Annotated in this window: 18 protein-coding genes; 14 read left to right on the forward strand and 4 right to left on the reverse strand. The window is 66.5% G+C overall.

Annotation, left to right across the window (positions count from 1 at the left end):
- Window positions 1–33: 33 nt before the first annotated feature.
- On the forward strand, window positions 34–1044 hold the full coding sequence (gene hemC / locus HAP54_RS25475) for a hydroxymethylbilane synthase (protein ID WP_166304717.1): 1011 nt from the start codon (window positions 34–36) through the stop codon (window positions 1042–1044).
- 8 nt (window positions 1045–1052) lie between these two features.
- Here the strand turns inward: hemC and HAP54_RS25480 are convergent, their stop codons facing one another.
- Genes HAP54_RS25480 through HAP54_RS25490 form a run of 3 tightly spaced genes read right to left on the reverse strand, consistent with a single transcriptional unit; the run spans window position 1053 to window position 3597 of the window.
- Complete coding sequence (locus HAP54_RS25480) at window positions 1053–1742, reverse strand: DUF1045 domain-containing protein (RefSeq protein ID WP_166304720.1); 690 nt, start codon at window positions 1740–1742, stop codon at window positions 1053–1055.
- Between the two features lie 20 nt (window positions 1743–1762).
- Window positions 1763–2935, reverse strand: coding sequence for an alpha-D-ribose 1-methylphosphonate 5-triphosphate diphosphatase (locus HAP54_RS25485; RefSeq protein ID WP_166304723.1), 1173 nt, complete (start codon window positions 2933–2935; stop codon window positions 1763–1765).
- Entirely contained in the window at window positions 2932–3597 is a 666-nt protein-coding gene (locus tag HAP54_RS25490; RefSeq protein WP_166304726.1) for a chloramphenicol acetyltransferase, read from the reverse strand. Before HAP54_RS25490 ends, HAP54_RS25485 begins: the two co-directional genes overlap by 4 nt.
- A gap of 199 nt (window positions 3598–3796) precedes the next feature.
- On the opposite strand from HAP54_RS25490, the gene phnC reads away from it, so the two are divergent.
- From phnC to phnE (HAP54_RS25510), 4 genes are all read left to right on the forward strand, one after another.
- A complete protein-coding gene (gene phnC / locus HAP54_RS25495) occupies window positions 3797–4612 on the forward strand; it encodes a phosphonate ABC transporter ATP-binding protein (protein WP_166304729.1) in 816 nt (271 codons plus the stop codon).
- A 78-nt stretch (window positions 4613–4690) separates the two neighbouring features.
- A complete protein-coding gene (gene phnD, locus HAP54_RS25500; protein WP_166304732.1) occupies window positions 4691–5626 on the forward strand; it encodes a phosphonate ABC transporter substrate-binding protein in 936 nt (311 codons plus the stop codon).
- A gap of 78 nt (window positions 5627–5704) precedes the next feature.
- Entirely contained in the window at window positions 5705–6580 is an 876-nt protein-coding gene (phnE, locus tag HAP54_RS25505) for a phosphonate ABC transporter, permease protein PhnE (RefSeq protein WP_166304735.1), read from the forward strand.
- The gene (gene phnE / locus HAP54_RS25510) at window positions 6577–7329 is read left to right on the forward strand and encodes a phosphonate ABC transporter, permease protein PhnE (protein WP_166304737.1); all 753 of its coding nucleotides are present in this window, start codon (window positions 6577–6579) and stop codon (window positions 7327–7329) included. The genes phnE (HAP54_RS25505) and phnE (HAP54_RS25510) overlap by 4 nt, the downstream gene beginning before the upstream one ends.
- A 246-nt stretch (window positions 7330–7575) precedes the next feature.
- Here phnE (HAP54_RS25510) and phnF read toward each other — a convergent pair whose 3' ends face one another.
- A complete protein-coding gene (gene phnF, locus HAP54_RS25515; RefSeq protein WP_166304739.1) occupies window positions 7576–8301 on the reverse strand; it encodes a phosphonate metabolism transcriptional regulator PhnF in 726 nt (241 codons plus the stop codon).
- A 104-nt stretch (window positions 8302–8405) separates the two neighbouring features.
- Between phnF and phnG the strand changes: the two genes are divergently transcribed.
- Genes phnG through HAP54_RS25560 form a run of 9 tightly spaced genes read left to right on the forward strand, consistent with a single transcriptional unit; the run spans window position 8406 to window position 15359 of the window.
- Window positions 8406–8867 (forward strand): phosphonate C-P lyase system protein PhnG, encoded by a 462-nt coding sequence (phnG, locus tag HAP54_RS25520; protein ID WP_166304741.1) that lies wholly within the window; start codon window positions 8406–8408, stop codon window positions 8865–8867.
- 4 nt (window positions 8868–8871) lie between these two features.
- Entirely contained in the window at window positions 8872–9480 is a 609-nt protein-coding gene (phnH, locus tag HAP54_RS25525) for a phosphonate C-P lyase system protein PhnH (RefSeq protein ID WP_166304744.1), read from the forward strand.
- Between the two features lie 3 nt (window positions 9481–9483).
- A complete protein-coding gene (locus HAP54_RS25530) occupies window positions 9484–10587 on the forward strand; it encodes a carbon-phosphorus lyase complex subunit PhnI (protein ID WP_166304787.1) in 1104 nt (367 codons plus the stop codon).
- On the forward strand, window positions 10584–11468 hold the full coding sequence (locus HAP54_RS25535; protein ID WP_166304790.1) for an alpha-D-ribose 1-methylphosphonate 5-phosphate C-P-lyase PhnJ: 885 nt from the start codon (window positions 10584–10586) through the stop codon (window positions 11466–11468). Before HAP54_RS25530 ends, HAP54_RS25535 begins: the two co-directional genes overlap by 4 nt.
- Window positions 11461–12258: a phosphonate C-P lyase system protein PhnK gene (phnK, locus tag HAP54_RS25540; RefSeq protein ID WP_166304793.1), complete on the forward strand. Its 798-nt coding sequence runs from the start codon at window positions 11461–11463 to the stop codon at window positions 12256–12258. The genes HAP54_RS25535 and phnK overlap by 8 nt, the downstream gene beginning before the upstream one ends.
- Window positions 12259–12266: 8 nt before the next feature.
- Window positions 12267–12965, forward strand: a complete 699-nt coding sequence (gene phnL / locus HAP54_RS25545; protein ID WP_166304796.1) for a phosphonate C-P lyase system protein PhnL — start codon at window positions 12267–12269, stop codon at window positions 12963–12965.
- A 13-nt stretch (window positions 12966–12978) separates the two neighbouring features.
- Entirely contained in the window at window positions 12979–14133 is a 1155-nt protein-coding gene (locus HAP54_RS25550) for an alpha-D-ribose 1-methylphosphonate 5-triphosphate diphosphatase (RefSeq protein WP_166304799.1), read from the forward strand.
- Window positions 14130–14726 carry a phosphonate metabolism protein/1,5-bisphosphokinase (PRPP-forming) PhnN gene (phnN, locus tag HAP54_RS25555; protein ID WP_166304802.1) on the forward strand — a complete coding sequence of 199 codons (597 nt, stop codon included), beginning with the start codon at window positions 14130–14132 and terminating at the stop codon, window positions 14724–14726. Before HAP54_RS25550 ends, phnN begins: the two co-directional genes overlap by 4 nt.
- A gap of 21 nt (window positions 14727–14747) precedes the next feature.
- Entirely contained in the window at window positions 14748–15359 is a 612-nt protein-coding gene (locus tag HAP54_RS25560; RefSeq protein WP_166304805.1) for a pyridoxamine 5'-phosphate oxidase family protein, read from the forward strand.
- Window positions 15360–15367 lie beyond the last annotated feature (8 nt).

Here is a 15367-nt window from a genome sequence, read left to right on the forward strand (position 1 = left end):
TGACTGGCCTTTTGTTCTAATCCCCAGCCGTTGATGTTGACGCGCAGCGGAGATTTCGTGTCGGGACAGGTTTTGCGGATAGGGACGCGCAAGAGCGCGATGGCGCTCGCGCAGACGGACGAGGTGGCGCGGCTGCTGCGCGCCTCGGCGCCGGACCTTGCCGTCGACATCGTCAAGTTCGAGACCCGCGGCGACCAGGACCAGACCAGCAAGCTGTTGCGTCACGGTGGCAAGGGCGGCGCGTTCGTCGCCGAGATCCGCGAGGCGATGCGATCAGGCACGCTGCAGGCCGCGATGCATTCGCTGAAGGACGTGCCAGGCAATGAGGAGACGCCGGGTCTCGTCCTTGCCGCGATGCTGGCGCGTGATGCCGCCAATGACAGCCTCGTGCTGCGTCCCGGCCTGTCGCTGGATGCGTTTCGCGCCGCGCGCGGCAAGGGCTTCATGATCGGCACCAACGCCGTGCGCCGCGCCGCCTATCTGCGCCGGCTGTTTCCGGCAGCGACCGTGATCCATTATCGCGGCGCCGCCGACACGCGAATTGCAAAACTCGATCGCGGCGCCAAGCAGCGGCTGCCCGATGGCGGCGAGGTGGGGCCGGCGGACGCGCTGGTGATGGCGCGCTCCGGTCTCGAACGCATCGGCATGACCGCGCGCATCGCGCATGACTTCTCGGTCGATGAGATGCTGCCCGCGGTCGGCCAGGGCGTCGTCGCGGTCGAATGCGTCGAGACCGACTGGGCGACGCGTGCGCGGCTCGGGCGGATCGACAACGCGCCGTCGCGGCTCGCCGCCGAGGCCGAGCGCGAGGTGCTGTGGGTGCTCAACGGCCACTGCAATTCGCCGATCGCCGGCCACGCCACGCTTGCGGGGGCTGAGATGACGCTGCGCGCCTCGGTGCTCGACGAGGCCGGCGCCGGCTTCATCGAGGTGACGCGGCGCGGACCCGCGGACCGGCCGCGCGAACTCGGCCGCGCCGTCGGTATGGAGCTGTTGGACAAGGGCGCCGCCGAGATCATCGCCCGCACCCGGGTCGAGGAATAGCGCCGCCGCTATGCCCGCAGCGGCCAGCTGCCGATGATGCGGAAGCGGGATGCGCCGTCGTCCTGCTTGAACAGCGCGATGCGGTCGACTGCAAGTGTCGCAAGTTCGATCGCCGCGAACCGCTCGCGCAGCCGTGCCACGATCGGGCCGCGCCGCTCGTCGCTCAGCCGCCCGGTCAACGTCATGTGGAAGCGGAATTCCTCCATGACGTAGGGATAGCCCCAGCGGTCGAGATAGTCGCGCTGCCGTTCCGTGAGCCGTTCGGGCTTGCGCCGCGCGCGATCGTCCGGCGTGAGCGGCGCGCGGAAGGCGTCGAACTCGGTGACGCAATCGGCGGCGAGCTGCTGGAGTTCGTCGGAGCGCTTCGCCGGGATCACGGCGATGAAACCGCTGATGGCATCGACAACAGGCTCGATCACCGGTATGCGCCGCGCGCGGCCTGCGAAGGCGGCGCAGGCGCCGAGAAGCTCGGCCTCGCTCCTGCCGTCGGCAAGCGCGGTCGGCGCCTTCAGCGTGGCGTGGAAGCCGTATTTGCGCGGGTCCTCCGTGACCTCGCGCCAATCGGGCGTGACGCCATCGGGAAACGGCAGATCGTCGCCAGACACGGCGTCATAGCCGAGCAGCCTCGAGCCGAAGCGGTGCAGGGCGCTGTCGGGTGACGGCGCATAGTAGATCGCGTAGCGCGGAGTGGGGGCCATGGCAGCAGAATAGAGCCTGACTATGCCGCCGCAACCGTCTTGCGCGGCGCGAGCGAGTGAACGAGGCAGCTTGCATCCGCCAGATGCACCAGCCGTCCGGCTGATATCACGGCGACGATGCGCGGCCGCACCGGCGCCTTGTCGTCGACGATGACGATGTCGGCGCGGCGGCCTGCGGCGAGCTCGCCGCGATCGGTGAGCCCTGCGGCGCGCGCCGGCGCCGACGAGATCAGGTCCCAGGCCCTGGCGAGCGGCAGGATGCCGTCCGCTGCGAGGCGGAACGCCGCGAGCAGCTGCGCCGGATAATAATAGTCCGACGCCAGCACCGAGCAGAGGCCCTTGGCGATCATGTCGGACGCTTTGGTCCAGCCGGTGTGGCTGCCGCCGCGCACCACATTGGGCGCGCCGAACACGATGAAGTCATCAGCATCGGCGGCATCGCGCGCGGTCTCCTCGTTGACGGGGAATTCGGCAATCGCCGCGCCCAGCGCGCGAAACTCCTGACGCATCGCCGGGCTGTTGTCGTCGTGCGACAGCATGCGGATATCAGCCGCGCGTGCAGCCGCAGCCAGTCGCGCGATCGAGGCCGGCACCTCGGGGCGGCAAGCCGCGACCCGGTCGAGCATGTCGTTGACGGCCTCGACGGAGAGCCCGGTGCGTTCGGCCAGCTGGTTGCGCTTCTTCGGCTTGACGTTGCTGTGGTCGTTGAAGGCGAACAGGTCGATGCGACCTTCGGTGAGCCATTGAATGATCTCGGCCTCGGCGTCGAGATTGTGGGTCTCGTGACGCAGATGGAAGCGCGTGTCGGCGGCGAGAAGCGGCCGCAGCGCCTCGATCGCATCGAGCAGCTTGCGCGCGTTCTCCGCGCTGCGCAGGCCGGGCTCCCACGACCAGGTCGTGCCGTGGAACACGGTGGTGATGCCGTTGGCGATCGCCTGCCGGTCGCTGTCGATCAGTGCCACGTCGGTCGGGAAGTCGACGCCCGGGCGCGGCATCATCTGCCGCTCGAACGCATCGCCGTGCAGATCGATGATGCCGGGCAATACCAAGAGCCCGCCGGCGTTGATGTGAAGCGCGGCGCGGCCTTGCTCGGCGTCGAGCGCGCCGATATCGCGGCCTGCGGTCCGCAGCGAGGTCTCGACCAATCCGCCGTCAACCAGCGTGCGTCCGCCCTCGATGAAAATGTCCGTCACGATGCGGCACTCCGTTGTTTGGCCTGTGCTTGGGATACGGCCTCGGCCTCATACTTGTCGAGGAATTCCTCCACCGCGAGCTTGCGAAAGTCGGGCAGGACACGGCGAAGTGTCTCGTGATCCCAGTCCCACCACGCCAGCGCAGCGAGACGATCCGCGATCGCTTCGGAGAAGCGCCGCTTCACCGGGCGCGCCGGATTACCGGCAACGATGGTGTAGGCGGGCACGTCCTTGGTCACGATCGCGCCGGCGGCAATCACGGCGCCGGTTCCGATGTTGCGGCCCGGCAGCAGGATCGCGCCGTGACCGATCCAGACGTCATGGCCGATATGCACGTGATGCGCACGTCGCCAGTTGAAGAAGTCGGTGTCGTCGTTCTCGCCGGGAAAATAAGCGCTGGCGCGGTAGGTGAAATGCGCCTGTGTCGCGCGATGCATCGGGTGGTTGCCGGGATTGATCCGGGTCATCGCCGCGATCGAGCAGAACTTGCCGATCGATGTGTAGGTGATCTGGCTGTCGTTCACGACGTAGGAATAGTCATCCATGCTGACTTCAAGCAGGATCGTGCGCGCGCCGACCTCGGTATATTTGCCGAGCTTGCTCTCGCGGACCGACGCAGTCGGGTCGACGGTCGGCACAACCGAGAGTGTTTTTCCGGCCATCAGGGCTTCCGCAAATCTTGTAAGTCTTTGGCTTCCGGGAGATGCGCGCTCGTCATCGGGATGCTTGATGACAACATCATGACGTCACGATGACGGCAAGAGAGCAGGTGTGGACGATCGCCGCACCGCAACGTCGCGTCACATAACTGTAAAACACCGGGGATAGCGATGGCCCAACACGGCGCGGTTGGAGCATTACATGCTGGTGGTGGAAGGTTTGACGTGCCGGTTCGGCACAAAAGCCGCAGTCGACAACGCATCCTTCTCGATCGCGCCGGGCAGCTTTGTCGGTGTGATCGGCCGCTCCGGTGCCGGCAAGTCGACCCTGTTGCGGATGATCAACCGTCTCGCCGATCCGACCTCCGGCCGCATCCTGTTCGAAGGAACCGACGTGACTGCATTGCGCGGCAAGGCGCTGCGGCAGTGGCGGGCGCGCTCGGCGATGATCTTCCAGCAGTTCAACCTTGTCGGCCGTCTCGACGTGCTGACCAACGTGCTGATGGGCCGGCTGGCCCAGATTCCGTCCTGGCGTTCGTTGGCGCAAGCCTGGCCGGAGCAGGACAGGGCGCTCGCGATGTCCGCGCTCGATCAGTTCGACATCGCCCAGCTCGCGGCGCAGCGCGCCGACCAGCTTTCGGGCGGCCAGCAGCAGCGCGTCGCGATCGCCCGCGCGCTGGTGCAGGAGCCCGACATCATCCTCGCCGACGAGCCGATCGCCTCGCTCGATCCGCGCAACACCAAGATCGTGATGGATGCGTTGCTGCGCATCAACAAGCATTTTGGCATCACCGTGCTCTGCAATCTGCACTCGCTCGACCTGGCGCGGACCTATTGCGATCGCCTGGTCGGGATGGCGGCGGGTCGCGTGGTGTTCGACGGCGCCCCGGCGGCGCTGACCGATCATATCGCCCGCGAGCTCTACGACCTCGAGGCCAACGACGTCATGGGCGGCGCGCCAATGCCCGCGCCCGACGGCGCGACCGTTCCGGCACTCGGCACCGCCGCCGCGGCCTGAGCGTCGCGCGTTTTCCGATCTGAATGGCCGAGCATTTTGCCCGGCCAACAGGTGCAACCATAACAAAGAGGGGTAGTCATGTTCACTCGTCGCATCATTCTGGCCGGCGTCGCCGCGCTGGCGCTTACCGGTTCCGCATCCGCGCAGGACTGGAAGGCAAAATATCCGGAGCTCACCTTCGCGGTGGTGCCGGCGGAGAACGCCTCGGGCGTCACCGAGCGCTGGACGCCGTTCGTTGCGTATCTGTCGAAGGAGCTCGGCGTGAAGGTCACGCTGCGCATCGCCAATGACTACGCCGCCGTCATCGAAGGTCAGCGCGCCGGCAACATCCAGATCGCCAGCTACGGCTCGGCCTCGTTCGCGCGCGCGCGCCTGACCGGCGTCAAGACCGACGCGTTCGCCAACGACATCAACGCCGACGGTTCGACCGGCTATTACTCGGTGTTCTTCGTCAAGGCCTCGAGCCCATACAAGAGCGTCGACGATCTGAAGGGCAAGAACCTCGGCCTGGTCGATCCGAACTCGACCTCGGGCAACAACGTGCCGCGCTTCGAGCTCGACAAGATGGGCATCGCCGACGCCGACACCTATTTCGGCAAGGTCGTGTTTACCGGCAGCCACGAGAACGCGGTTCTGGCGCTGGCGCAGGGCACCGTCGACATGGCCGCCAACCAGTGGACCAGCGACGACGATTCGACGCTCGCGCAGATGCTGACCAAGGGCATGCTGAAGAACGCCGACGGCTCGGCGATGAAGAAGGACGATTTCCGCATCATCCACAAGTCGGCGCCGATCATCAACGGACCCTATGCGTACAACGCTGATCTGCCCGAGGACCTGAAGGCTGCGATCGCGAAGGCCTTCTTCGAAGCCCCGACCAAGGACAAGGCCGCGTTCGACCGTCTCTCCGACGGCCAGAAGAAGGGCTTCCATCCCGCCACCACCAAGGACTGGGATGGCACGATCGAGCTGATCAAGTTCGTCGACGCTCTGCGCAAGAAGAAGGCGAGCTGATCGTTCGCCTGACGTCACGAGGCCGGGCCTGTCAGCCCGGCCTTTGTTCTCAACTCCGAACCGGACTGGCACGCGTCGATGGCGACCGCCGTATCCATTCTTCCGGCGCAGCAACTGGCAATGCTGGAAGAGGCCTACCGCAGGTCGGTCTCGCGCAAGCGGCTGAAGGCCGCGCTGGCGGCGGCAGTATTCTGCGCGGCCCTGGTGATCGCCGCGGTCGGCGCGGAAGTGAACCTGCGCACGCTGTTCACCTATTTCGGCAACTTCGTCAGCTATTTCGACCGCATCCTGACGCTCGAATCGGGCGCACGGGTGTGGACCGATTTTCCCGAATGGTTCTGGGGCTGGAAGAAATGGCTGAGGATGCTCGGAGAGACCGTGCTGATCAGCTATGTCGGCACGCTGACCGGCGCGGTGTTTGCCTTCGCTCTGAATTTCTTCGCGGCCCAGAACACCTCGCCGGCGCCGTGGCTGCGCTTCACGGTACGCCGGCTGCTTGAATTCGCCCGCACGGTGCCCGGCATCGTGTTCGCGCTGATCTTCGTGATCGCGTTCGGCCTCGGACCGATGGCCGGCGTGCTGGCGATTGCGATCCACTCGACCGGCGCGCTGGGAAAACTGTTCGCCGAGATCGTCGAGAACGCCGACATGAAGCCGGTCGAGGGCATCCGCTCCACCTGCGCGAGCTGGCTGTCCTGCATGCGCTTTGCCGTCCTGCCCCAGGTGTCGGCGGGCTATGCCAGCTACGCGCTGCTGCGCTTCGAGATCAACGTCCGCGAAGCCTCGGTGATGGGCTTTGTCGGTGCCGGCGGCATCGGCCAGGAGCTCGTGGTCGCGATCCGCAAGTTCTACTATTCCGACGTCAGCGCCATCCTGGTCACCATCATCATCACCGTCTTCATCATCGACATCTCGACCGGCCCGCCGCGGCGCGGCTGGCGTTGCCGGCCATGATCGTGGCGGCGCTTGCGGTCTTTGTGTACGGCCTGGTCGATCTCGACTTCTCGCCGTCCAGGCTGATCGCGGGCCTCAGCCAGCTCGGCTGGATCACCATGTTGATGATCCCGCCGAATCCCGGCGCGTCATTCCCGCTCTACATGCAGGCGCTTGGCGAGACGCTGTCGATCGCGCTGCTCGGCACCACGCTTGCGGCATTGCTGGCGCTGCCGGTCAGCCTGCTGGCGGCGCGCAACATCATCCCCTCGAACCTGATCCGCTTTCCGGTGCGCCGCTTCCTGGATTCGATCCGCGGCGTCGACACGCTGATCTGGGCGCTGGTCTGGATCAATGTCGTCGGACTCGGCCCGTTTGCCGGCGTGCTCGCGATCATGGTCTCCGACTTCGGTGCGTTCGGAAAGCTGTTCTCCGAGGCGATCGAGGCGGCTGACCGCAAGCAGGTCGAGGGTATCCGCGCCTCCGGCGGCAATAGCTTGCATGAAATCCGCTTCGGCCTGTTGCCGCAGGTGCTGCCCGTGATCGCCGGCCAAGTGCTCTATTTCATCGAGTCGAACACGCGTTCGGCCACCATCATCGGCATCGTCGGCGCCGGCGGCATCGGCCTACAACTCGCCGAGCAGATCCGCGTGCTGGAATGGCAGAAGGTGTCGTTCCTGATCCTGATGATCCTGATCGCAGTCGCGGCGATCGACTTCATCTCGAGCAAGCTACGCTTTGCGATTATTGGTCAAAGGGCGGTGGCCTAGCTCGCCGCGCGCTCAATCATCCTTCTCCCCTTGTGGGAGAAGGTGGCGTAGGCGGCCTTTGGCCGCCGTCTTCTAGAAGGACGCCGATGCCTTGGCATCGGCTACGGCGCCGGATGAGGGGTATCTCTCAGCGAAATCAGAAGCCGATGTGTTCGCGGAGAGATACCCCTCACCCGGATCGCATCTGGCGATGCGATCCGACCTCTCCCACAAGGGGAGAGGTGCACCGCCAGTGTGGCGGCACATTCAACCGTTCTCGACCAGAAACTCCACGCGCTCGGCGGCAAAGCGCGAGCGTTTGGTCACCAGCGGCTGGTCCAGCATGTCGACGTCGGTTGCGTCGACCACCAGCACCGGCCGTCCCAGCGGCAGATCGAGTCGCGCGGCATCAGTGGCATCGGCGATTGCCGCGGTGATCCGGGTCGAGGCGCGGTGGTAATCCCTGACGCCGTAATGCCCGAGCAGCTTCGTCATCGAGTGCACGTTGGCGAACACGCTGCCGGCATCGGGAAACCGCTCGGCCGACAGCCATGTGGTGGAGACGCAGATCGGCGTCCGGTCGGCGAGGCGCACCGCTTCGATCCGGATCAGCCGCGCACCGATCTTCAGGCCGAGCTCACGCGCGATCTCGCGGTTGGCGATATCCTCGCCGGCCTCGATCAGCTGGCCGCGCGGTTCGTGGCCGCCGGCGCCGACGATCTCCGAAAATCTTGTGCGTGAGCGCAGGGGATAGGCGAGGCGCTGGGCCTCGACATAGGTGCCGCTGCCGCGCTCGGCGCGCACCAGGCCGCGCTCGGCCAATGCGGCGAGCGCCCGCCGCACGGTGTGGCGGTTGACCCGGTAAGTCTCGGCGATCTCCATCTCGCCGGGCAGCTTTTCGCCCGCGGCAAAGCGGCCGTCAGCGATGCCGCGCTCAATGCCGTCGGCGACCTGCCGCCACAAGGCGACGCCGGAACTTTCCTGCATGCTCATGGCGCGGTGATACCAGAAATCGTCGGTTTGTCACGAAACAGTCATGGCGCTCGGCTATCAAGTTATCTAGTATCATAGACAACTTAATGCAAGCAAGGTTGCCCATGAGTTCGACCGGACCAAACAGCAAACAGGCCCAGCGCAAGGCCGCGATGTCGGTGCTGGCGCATGCCGCCGCTGCCGACATCGCAGGCCGGCTCGCGGCGATCGCGGTGCCGGCGCATGAGAACCTGCGCGAGCCGGAGAACGGCCTTGTGATGCTGCGCGGGCGGATCGGCGGCGACGGCGCGCCGTTCAATCTCGGCGAGGCGACGGTGTCGCGCGCGGCGGTGCGGCTTGCGACCGGCGAGGTCGGCTTCGGCTACACGCTCGGCCGCGATGCACAGAAGGCGCAGATGATCGCGCTGTGCGACGCCATGGTGCAGTCGGCGGAGTTGTCCGGTGAGGTGGAGGCAAAGGTGATCGCGCCGCTGCGTGCGGTCATGAACGCCGAACGCGCCCGCAAGGCCGCCGAGACCGCGGCGACGCGGGTCGATTTCTACACGATGGTGCGCGGTGAGGGGTGATGCAATGACGACGATTGCCGAAATGCCCGCAGGCTTTGCCGACAAGGTGCTGTCGGCGCAATCAACCTTCCGTTCCGTGATGGAGGCGATGGCGCGTCCGGGCAGCGTGCAGCGCGTTGCGGCGAGCGCAGGCACGCCCGCCGGCATGATGCGCGGCGCGGCTGCGATCGCGCTGACGCTGTTCGATCACGACACGCCGATCTGGCTCGACGCCGCGATGTCGGCGACGCCGGATGTCGCCCGCTGGCTGAAGTTTCACGCCAGCGCGCCGGTGGTCGGGGACTCCTCGATCGCAAGCTTCGCGCTGATCGGTGATGCCGCGAACCTGCCGGCGCTCGATCGCTTCGCGTTCGGCAGCAGCGAATATCCGGATCGTTCCACCACGCTGATCCTGCAGGTCGACAGCCTGACGCAGGGCCCGGCCTTCGAGCTGAAGGGGCCCGGCATCGACGGCAGCGCGCTGTTGCAGGCGATGATCAAGCCGCGCGATCTGTTCGAGCGGCTGTCGATCAACGAGGTCCTGTTCCCGCGCGGCATCGATGTCGTGCTGGTCCATGACGATGCCATTGTCGCGATCCCGCGCACCACGCGGCTGATCGCAAGCGGAGTGTGAGCGATGTATGTAGCGGTCAAGGGAGGCGAGCGCGCCATCGAGAACGCCCATCGCCTGCTCGCGCATGAGCGGCGCGGCGATCGCGATGTGCCCGAGGTGACGCTAGCGCAGATCTCCGAACAGCTCGCGCTCGGCGTCGATCGGGTGATGACGGAAGGCTCGCTCTATGACCGCGAGCTCGCGGCGCTGGCGATCAAGCAGGCGCGCGGCGACATGATCGAGGCGATCTTCCTGGTCCGCGCGTTCCGCGCCACGCTGCCGCGCTTCGGTGCCACCGAACCGGTCAACACCGGCGAGATGCAAGTGCGGCGGCGCATCTCCTCGACCTTCAAGGACGTTCCGGGTGGCCAGATCCTCGGCCCGACCTTCGACTACACCCACCGCCTGCTCGATCCGCAGCTCGCGGAAGGCTTTGTGCCGGAGCAACCGGCGACGGCGGACGCGTCGCAGGCGGCAACGCCGCGGGTCACCGACATTCTCGGCCGTGACGGCCTGATCGAATCTTCGCCGCAGGCCGAGGCCGACGCGCCGGTCGGCGACCTCACGCGTGAGCCATTGAGCTTTCCGGCCGATCGCGATCTGCGGCTGCAGAACCTGGCGCGGGGCGACGAGGGCTTTCTGCTGGCGCTCGGCTACTCGACGCAGCGCGGCTACGGTCGCAACCATCCCTTCGCCGGCGAGATCCGCTTCGGCGAGGTCGAGGTCGAATTCTCAGCCGAAGATGTCGGCTTCGCCGTGCCGCTGGGTTCGATCGAGCTGACCGAGTGCCAGATGGTCAACCAGTTCAAGGGCTCGACCACCGAAGCGCCGTGCTTCACCCGCGGCTATGGCCTCGCCTTCGGGCAGAGCGAGCGCAAGACCATGTCGATGGCGCTGGTCGACCGCGCGCTGCGCGCGCGCGAGCTCGGCGAGGAAGCGGCCGCGCCGGCGCAGGACGAGGAGTTCGTTATGTCGCACTCCGACAACGTCCAGTCGACCGGCTTCGTCGAGCATCTCAAGCTGCCGCATTACGTCGACTTCCAGTCCGAGCTCGGCCTGTTGCGCAAGCTGCGGCAGGAGTTCGCCGAGGCCAACCAGGCCGTCGAACTGCAGGAGGCCGCCGAATGAACGCGCCGACATACAACTTCGCCTATCTCGACGAGCAGACCAAGCGGATGATCCGCCGCGCGATCCTGAAGGCGATCGCGATCCCGGGCTATCAGGTCCCGTTTGCCAGCCGCGAGATGCCGATGCCCTATGGCTGGGGCACCGGCGGCGTGCAGGTGACGGCGGCGATCCTCGGTCCCGATGACGTGCTGAAGGTGATCGACCAGGGCTCGGACGACACCACCAACGCGATCTCGATCCGCAAATTCTTCGGCAAGACCGCGGGTGTCGCGACCACGACATCGACGACGGGCGCGACCGTGATCCAGACCCGGCACCGCATTCCCGAAGCGTCGTTGCACGCCGGGCAGGTGCTGGTCTATCAGGTGCCGATCCCCGAGCCGCTGCGCTTCCTCGAGCCGCGCGAGACCGAGACGCGGCGGATGCACGCGCTTGCCGAATACGGACTGATGCATGTCAAGCTCTACGAGGACATCGCGCGCTTCGGCCACATCGCGACCGCCTACGCCTATCCGGTGAAGGTGAACGCGCGCTACGTGATGGACCCGTCGCCGACGCCGAAATTCGACAATCCGAAGATGGACAATTGCGCGGCGCTGCAGCTGTTCGGCGCCGGCCGCGAGAAGCGGATCTACGCGATCCCGCCCTACACCACCGTGGTCTCGCTGGATTTCGAGGATCATCCGTTCACGCGCTACCGCTTCAACGCGCCCTGCGCGCTGTGCGGCGCCGACTCCTCCTATCTCGACGAGATCGTCACCGACGACAGAGGCGGGCGGATGTTCGTCTGCTCCGACACCGATTTCTGCGAGCAGCGCCAGGCCGCCGGCCATCACGGCACCGAGAGCGCTGCGCCGCACAAGGAGAAGGCGCATGTCTGAGCTCGCAAGACTCGACACCGACCAGCCGTTGCTGGTGGCCGAGGGGCTCGGCAAGAATTATGGCCGGCTTCCGGCCTGCCGCGACGTCTCGTTCGCGCTTTATCCGGGTGAGGTGCTGGCGATCGTCGGCGAGTCCGGCTCTGGCAAGTCGACGTTGCTGCAACTGCTGTCGGCGCAGCTCGCACCCAGCGCGGGGCAGGTCTCCTACCGGATGCGCGACGGTGTGCTGCGCGATCTCGCCGAACTCGGCGAGGCCGAGCGGCGCTTCCTGTTCCGCACCGACTGGGGCTTTGTGCATCAGGACCCGGCGCAGGGATTGCGGATGGGCGTTTCGGCCGGTGCCAATGTCGGCGAGCGGCTGATGGCGGTCGGCTGGAATCACTACGGCCGGATCCGCGACACCGCATCGACCTGGCTGGAGCGAGTCGAGATCGATGTCGGCCGCATCGACGATGCGCCAAAGACCTATTCGGGCGGCATGCGGCAGCGGCTGCAGATAGCGCGCAACCTGGTCACCGAGCCGCGGTTGGTGTTCATGGATGAGCCGACTGGCGGCCTCGACGTCTCGGTGCAGGCGCGCCTGCTCGACCTGATGCGCAACCTCGTCAGCGAGCTTGGCCTTGCCGCGATCGTCGTGACCCATGATCTCGCGGTGGCGCGGCTATTGTCGCATCGCGTGATGGTGATGAAGGGCGGCCGCGTCATCGAGACCGGCCTCACCGACCAGGTGCTCGACGATCCCCGCGAGCCCTACACGCAGCTGCTCGTCTCCTCGATCCTTCCGCCATGAGCTTGCCAATGACCGCGATGATCGAACTCACCAACGCCGAGAAGACCTTCACCATGCATCTGCAGGGCGGCGTCGAGCTGCCCGTGGTGCGCGGCGTCTCGTTCAACGTCGAGCCGGGCGAATGCGTGGTGCTGTCGGGCCCGTCGGGCGCGGGCAAATCCTCGATCCTGAAGATGATCTTCGGCAATTATCGCTGCGACAGCGGCCGGATCGGCATTCGTCACCACGGCAAGGTGATCGACCTCGCCACCGCCGAGCCCCGCCAGGTGCTGAGCATCCGCCGCTCGACGATTGGTTATGTCAGCCAGTTCCTGCGCGCGGTGCCGCGGGTGGCGACGATCGACGTCGTCGCCGAGCCGCTGATCGTCAACGGCGTGGCGCGCGAGGAGGCCCGCGCGCGTGCCGGCCGCCTGCTGCGCCGGCTGAATATCCCGGAGCGTCTCTGGACCTTGCCGCCCTCGACGTTCTCTGGCGGCGAGCAGCAGCGCGTCAATATCGCGCGCGGCTTCATCTCGGACCTGCCGATCCTGTTGCTCGACGAGCCGACCGCTTCGCTCGATGCGGCGAATCGCGCAGTGGTGGTCGAGCTGATTGCGGAGAAAAAGACCAGGGGCGTCGCGATGGTCGCGATTGTCCATGACGACGAAATCCGTCATCTGATTGCCGATCGCATCGTCGACGTGACCTCGTTTGGCGCTGCTGCCTGAAGGACCGTTTGAAATGACCGCCAAGCAAGACACCATCATCGGCAACGCCCGGCTGGTCCTCGCCGACCGCGTGATCGAGCAGGGCTGGGTCGCGATAGCGGACGGCAGGATCGCGGAATACGGCGAGGGCAGGGCGCCCGAGGCAGCCGAGGACGCCGGCGGCGACCTCCTGATGCCCGGGCTGATCGAGCTGCACACCGACCACCTCGAAATGCACTACGTGCCGCGGCCAAAAGTGTTCTGGAATCCGATCGCAGCCGTGATCTCCTATGACGGGCAGCTCGCGACCTCGGGCATCACCACGGTGCTGGATTCGCTGCGGGTCTGGCGCGAGGACGGCGCCGAGGATGTCGACGGCCGCGCCGGCGTGCTGGCGGCGGCGATTTCGGCCGCGCGCGAGGAAAATCTGCTGCGTGCCGGTCACTTCCTGCATCTGCGCTGCGAAGTCCCGATGCCGGATGTCGTCGCCGAGGCCAAGGAGCTGATCGACCGGCCGGACGTGCGGCTGATGTCGCTGATGGACCACACGCCGGGGCAGCGCCAGTTCCGCGACGAGGTAAAGCTGCGCGACTACTATCGCGGTAAGGGCGGCGGCATGACCGACGCCCAACTCGACGTGCTGTTTGCGCGGCGCTTCGCCTATCAGAAGGAATATGCCGTCGCCAACACCCGCGCGATCGTCGCGCTGGCGCATGCGTACAAGATTCCCTTGGCGAGCCATGACGACACCACCGACGAAAACGTGGTCGACGCCGTGAACGACAAGGTCGCGGTCGCGGAATTCCCCACCACGATGGAAGCCGCGCGCGGGCTGCACGCCGCCGGTGTCGACATCCTGATGGGCGCGCCGAACGTGGTGCGCGGCGGCTCGCACTCCGGCAATATCGCCGCTGTCGATCTCGCCAATGAGGGCATGCTCGACATCCTGTCGTCGGACTACATCCCGTCCAGCCTGCTGATGGCGGCGCTGCAGCTGCCGCTTCATGTGCCGGCGATCGATCTCGCCTCGGCCGTCCGCACCGTGACCAAGACGCCGGCCGAGGCGGTCGGGCTCACCGATCGCGGCGAGATCGCGGTCGGCAGGCGGGCCGATCTGATCCGCGTGCATGTCGCCCGCGACCTGCCGGTGGTGCGCAGCGTCTGGCGCGAAGGAGCCAGGGTCGCATGAACGAACTCCCTGCCGTCGCCGCGCAACACGCCACCACGATCGGTCCCGGCCGGTTGATCCTGGTGGTCGGCCCGAGCGGCGCCGGCAAGGATACGCTGCTTGGCCTGGCGAAGGCGGCCTGCGCGGATGATCGCAACATTGCCTTCGCGCGCCGGCTGATCACCCGCCAGGCCTCAGTGTCGGAAGACAATGAGGAGGTCAGCGCGGACACCTTCCAGCGCGCGGCTGCCGCCGGCGACTACGCCATGCACTGGGATGCGCACGGCCATCGCTACGCGCTGTCGCGGACGATCGACGACGATATCAGGGCCGGGCGCACCGTGATCGCGAACGTCTCGCGCACGGTGATCGCAGCCGCCCGTCGCAACTATGCCAATGCCATTGTGGTGTCGGTCACGGCGCCGCCGGACGTGCTGGCTGCGCGACTGGCGGCGCGGGGGCGTGCCAGCGACGGCGGGCTCGCGCAGCGGCTGGGGCGCACCGTCGACGAGAGCACGGCTATGCCTGATTTCACCATCATCAATTCCGGCACGGCCGAATATCACGCGCGACAGCTTGTCCGCATCATCAAGGGCGAACGCTGGGACGACTAACGAAAGAGGAGAACAGCACGAATGTCGGTGATCTCTACGATCGAGCAGCTTGAGGCGATCTACGGCTTCCCGAACGACGCGTCGACCGTGAAGGTCGCCGATCACGTGACGCCGCTCTATCGTGTGCTCATCGAGAAATCGCCGTTCGTGTCGCTTGCGACCTCGGGCCCCGAGGGGCTCGACTGCTCGCCGCGCGGCGACCTGCCGGGCTTCGTGCGCATCCATGATGCGAAGACGCTGATGATGCCGGATCGCCGCGGCAACAATCGCTGCGATTCGCTGCGCAACATCGTTCGCGATCCCCGCGTCGGGCTATTGTTCCTGATCCCGGGCTCGGGCAGCACGCTGCGCGTCAACGGCCGCGCCCATGTCTCGGCCGAGCCGGAGCTGCTCGCCTCCTTCAAGATGGAAGGCAAGGCGCCGCGCACGGTGATCGTGATGAATGTGGACGAGATCTACTTCCAGTGCGCCCGCGCGATCGTGCGCTCCGACCTCTGGAACCCGGACAAGCAGGTCGATCCGAAGGCCTTGCCGACGCCGGGGCAGATCCTCGCCGAAATGAGCGAGCACACGGTCGGCGGCGAAAAATACGATCGGGAATGGCCGGAGCGCGCACGCCAGACGATGTGGTGATGCCCGTG

It is taken from the genome of Bradyrhizobium sp. 2S1, from assembly GCF_011516625.5.
Lineage (GTDB): Bacteria > Pseudomonadota > Alphaproteobacteria > Rhizobiales > Xanthobacteraceae > Bradyrhizobium > Bradyrhizobium septentrionale.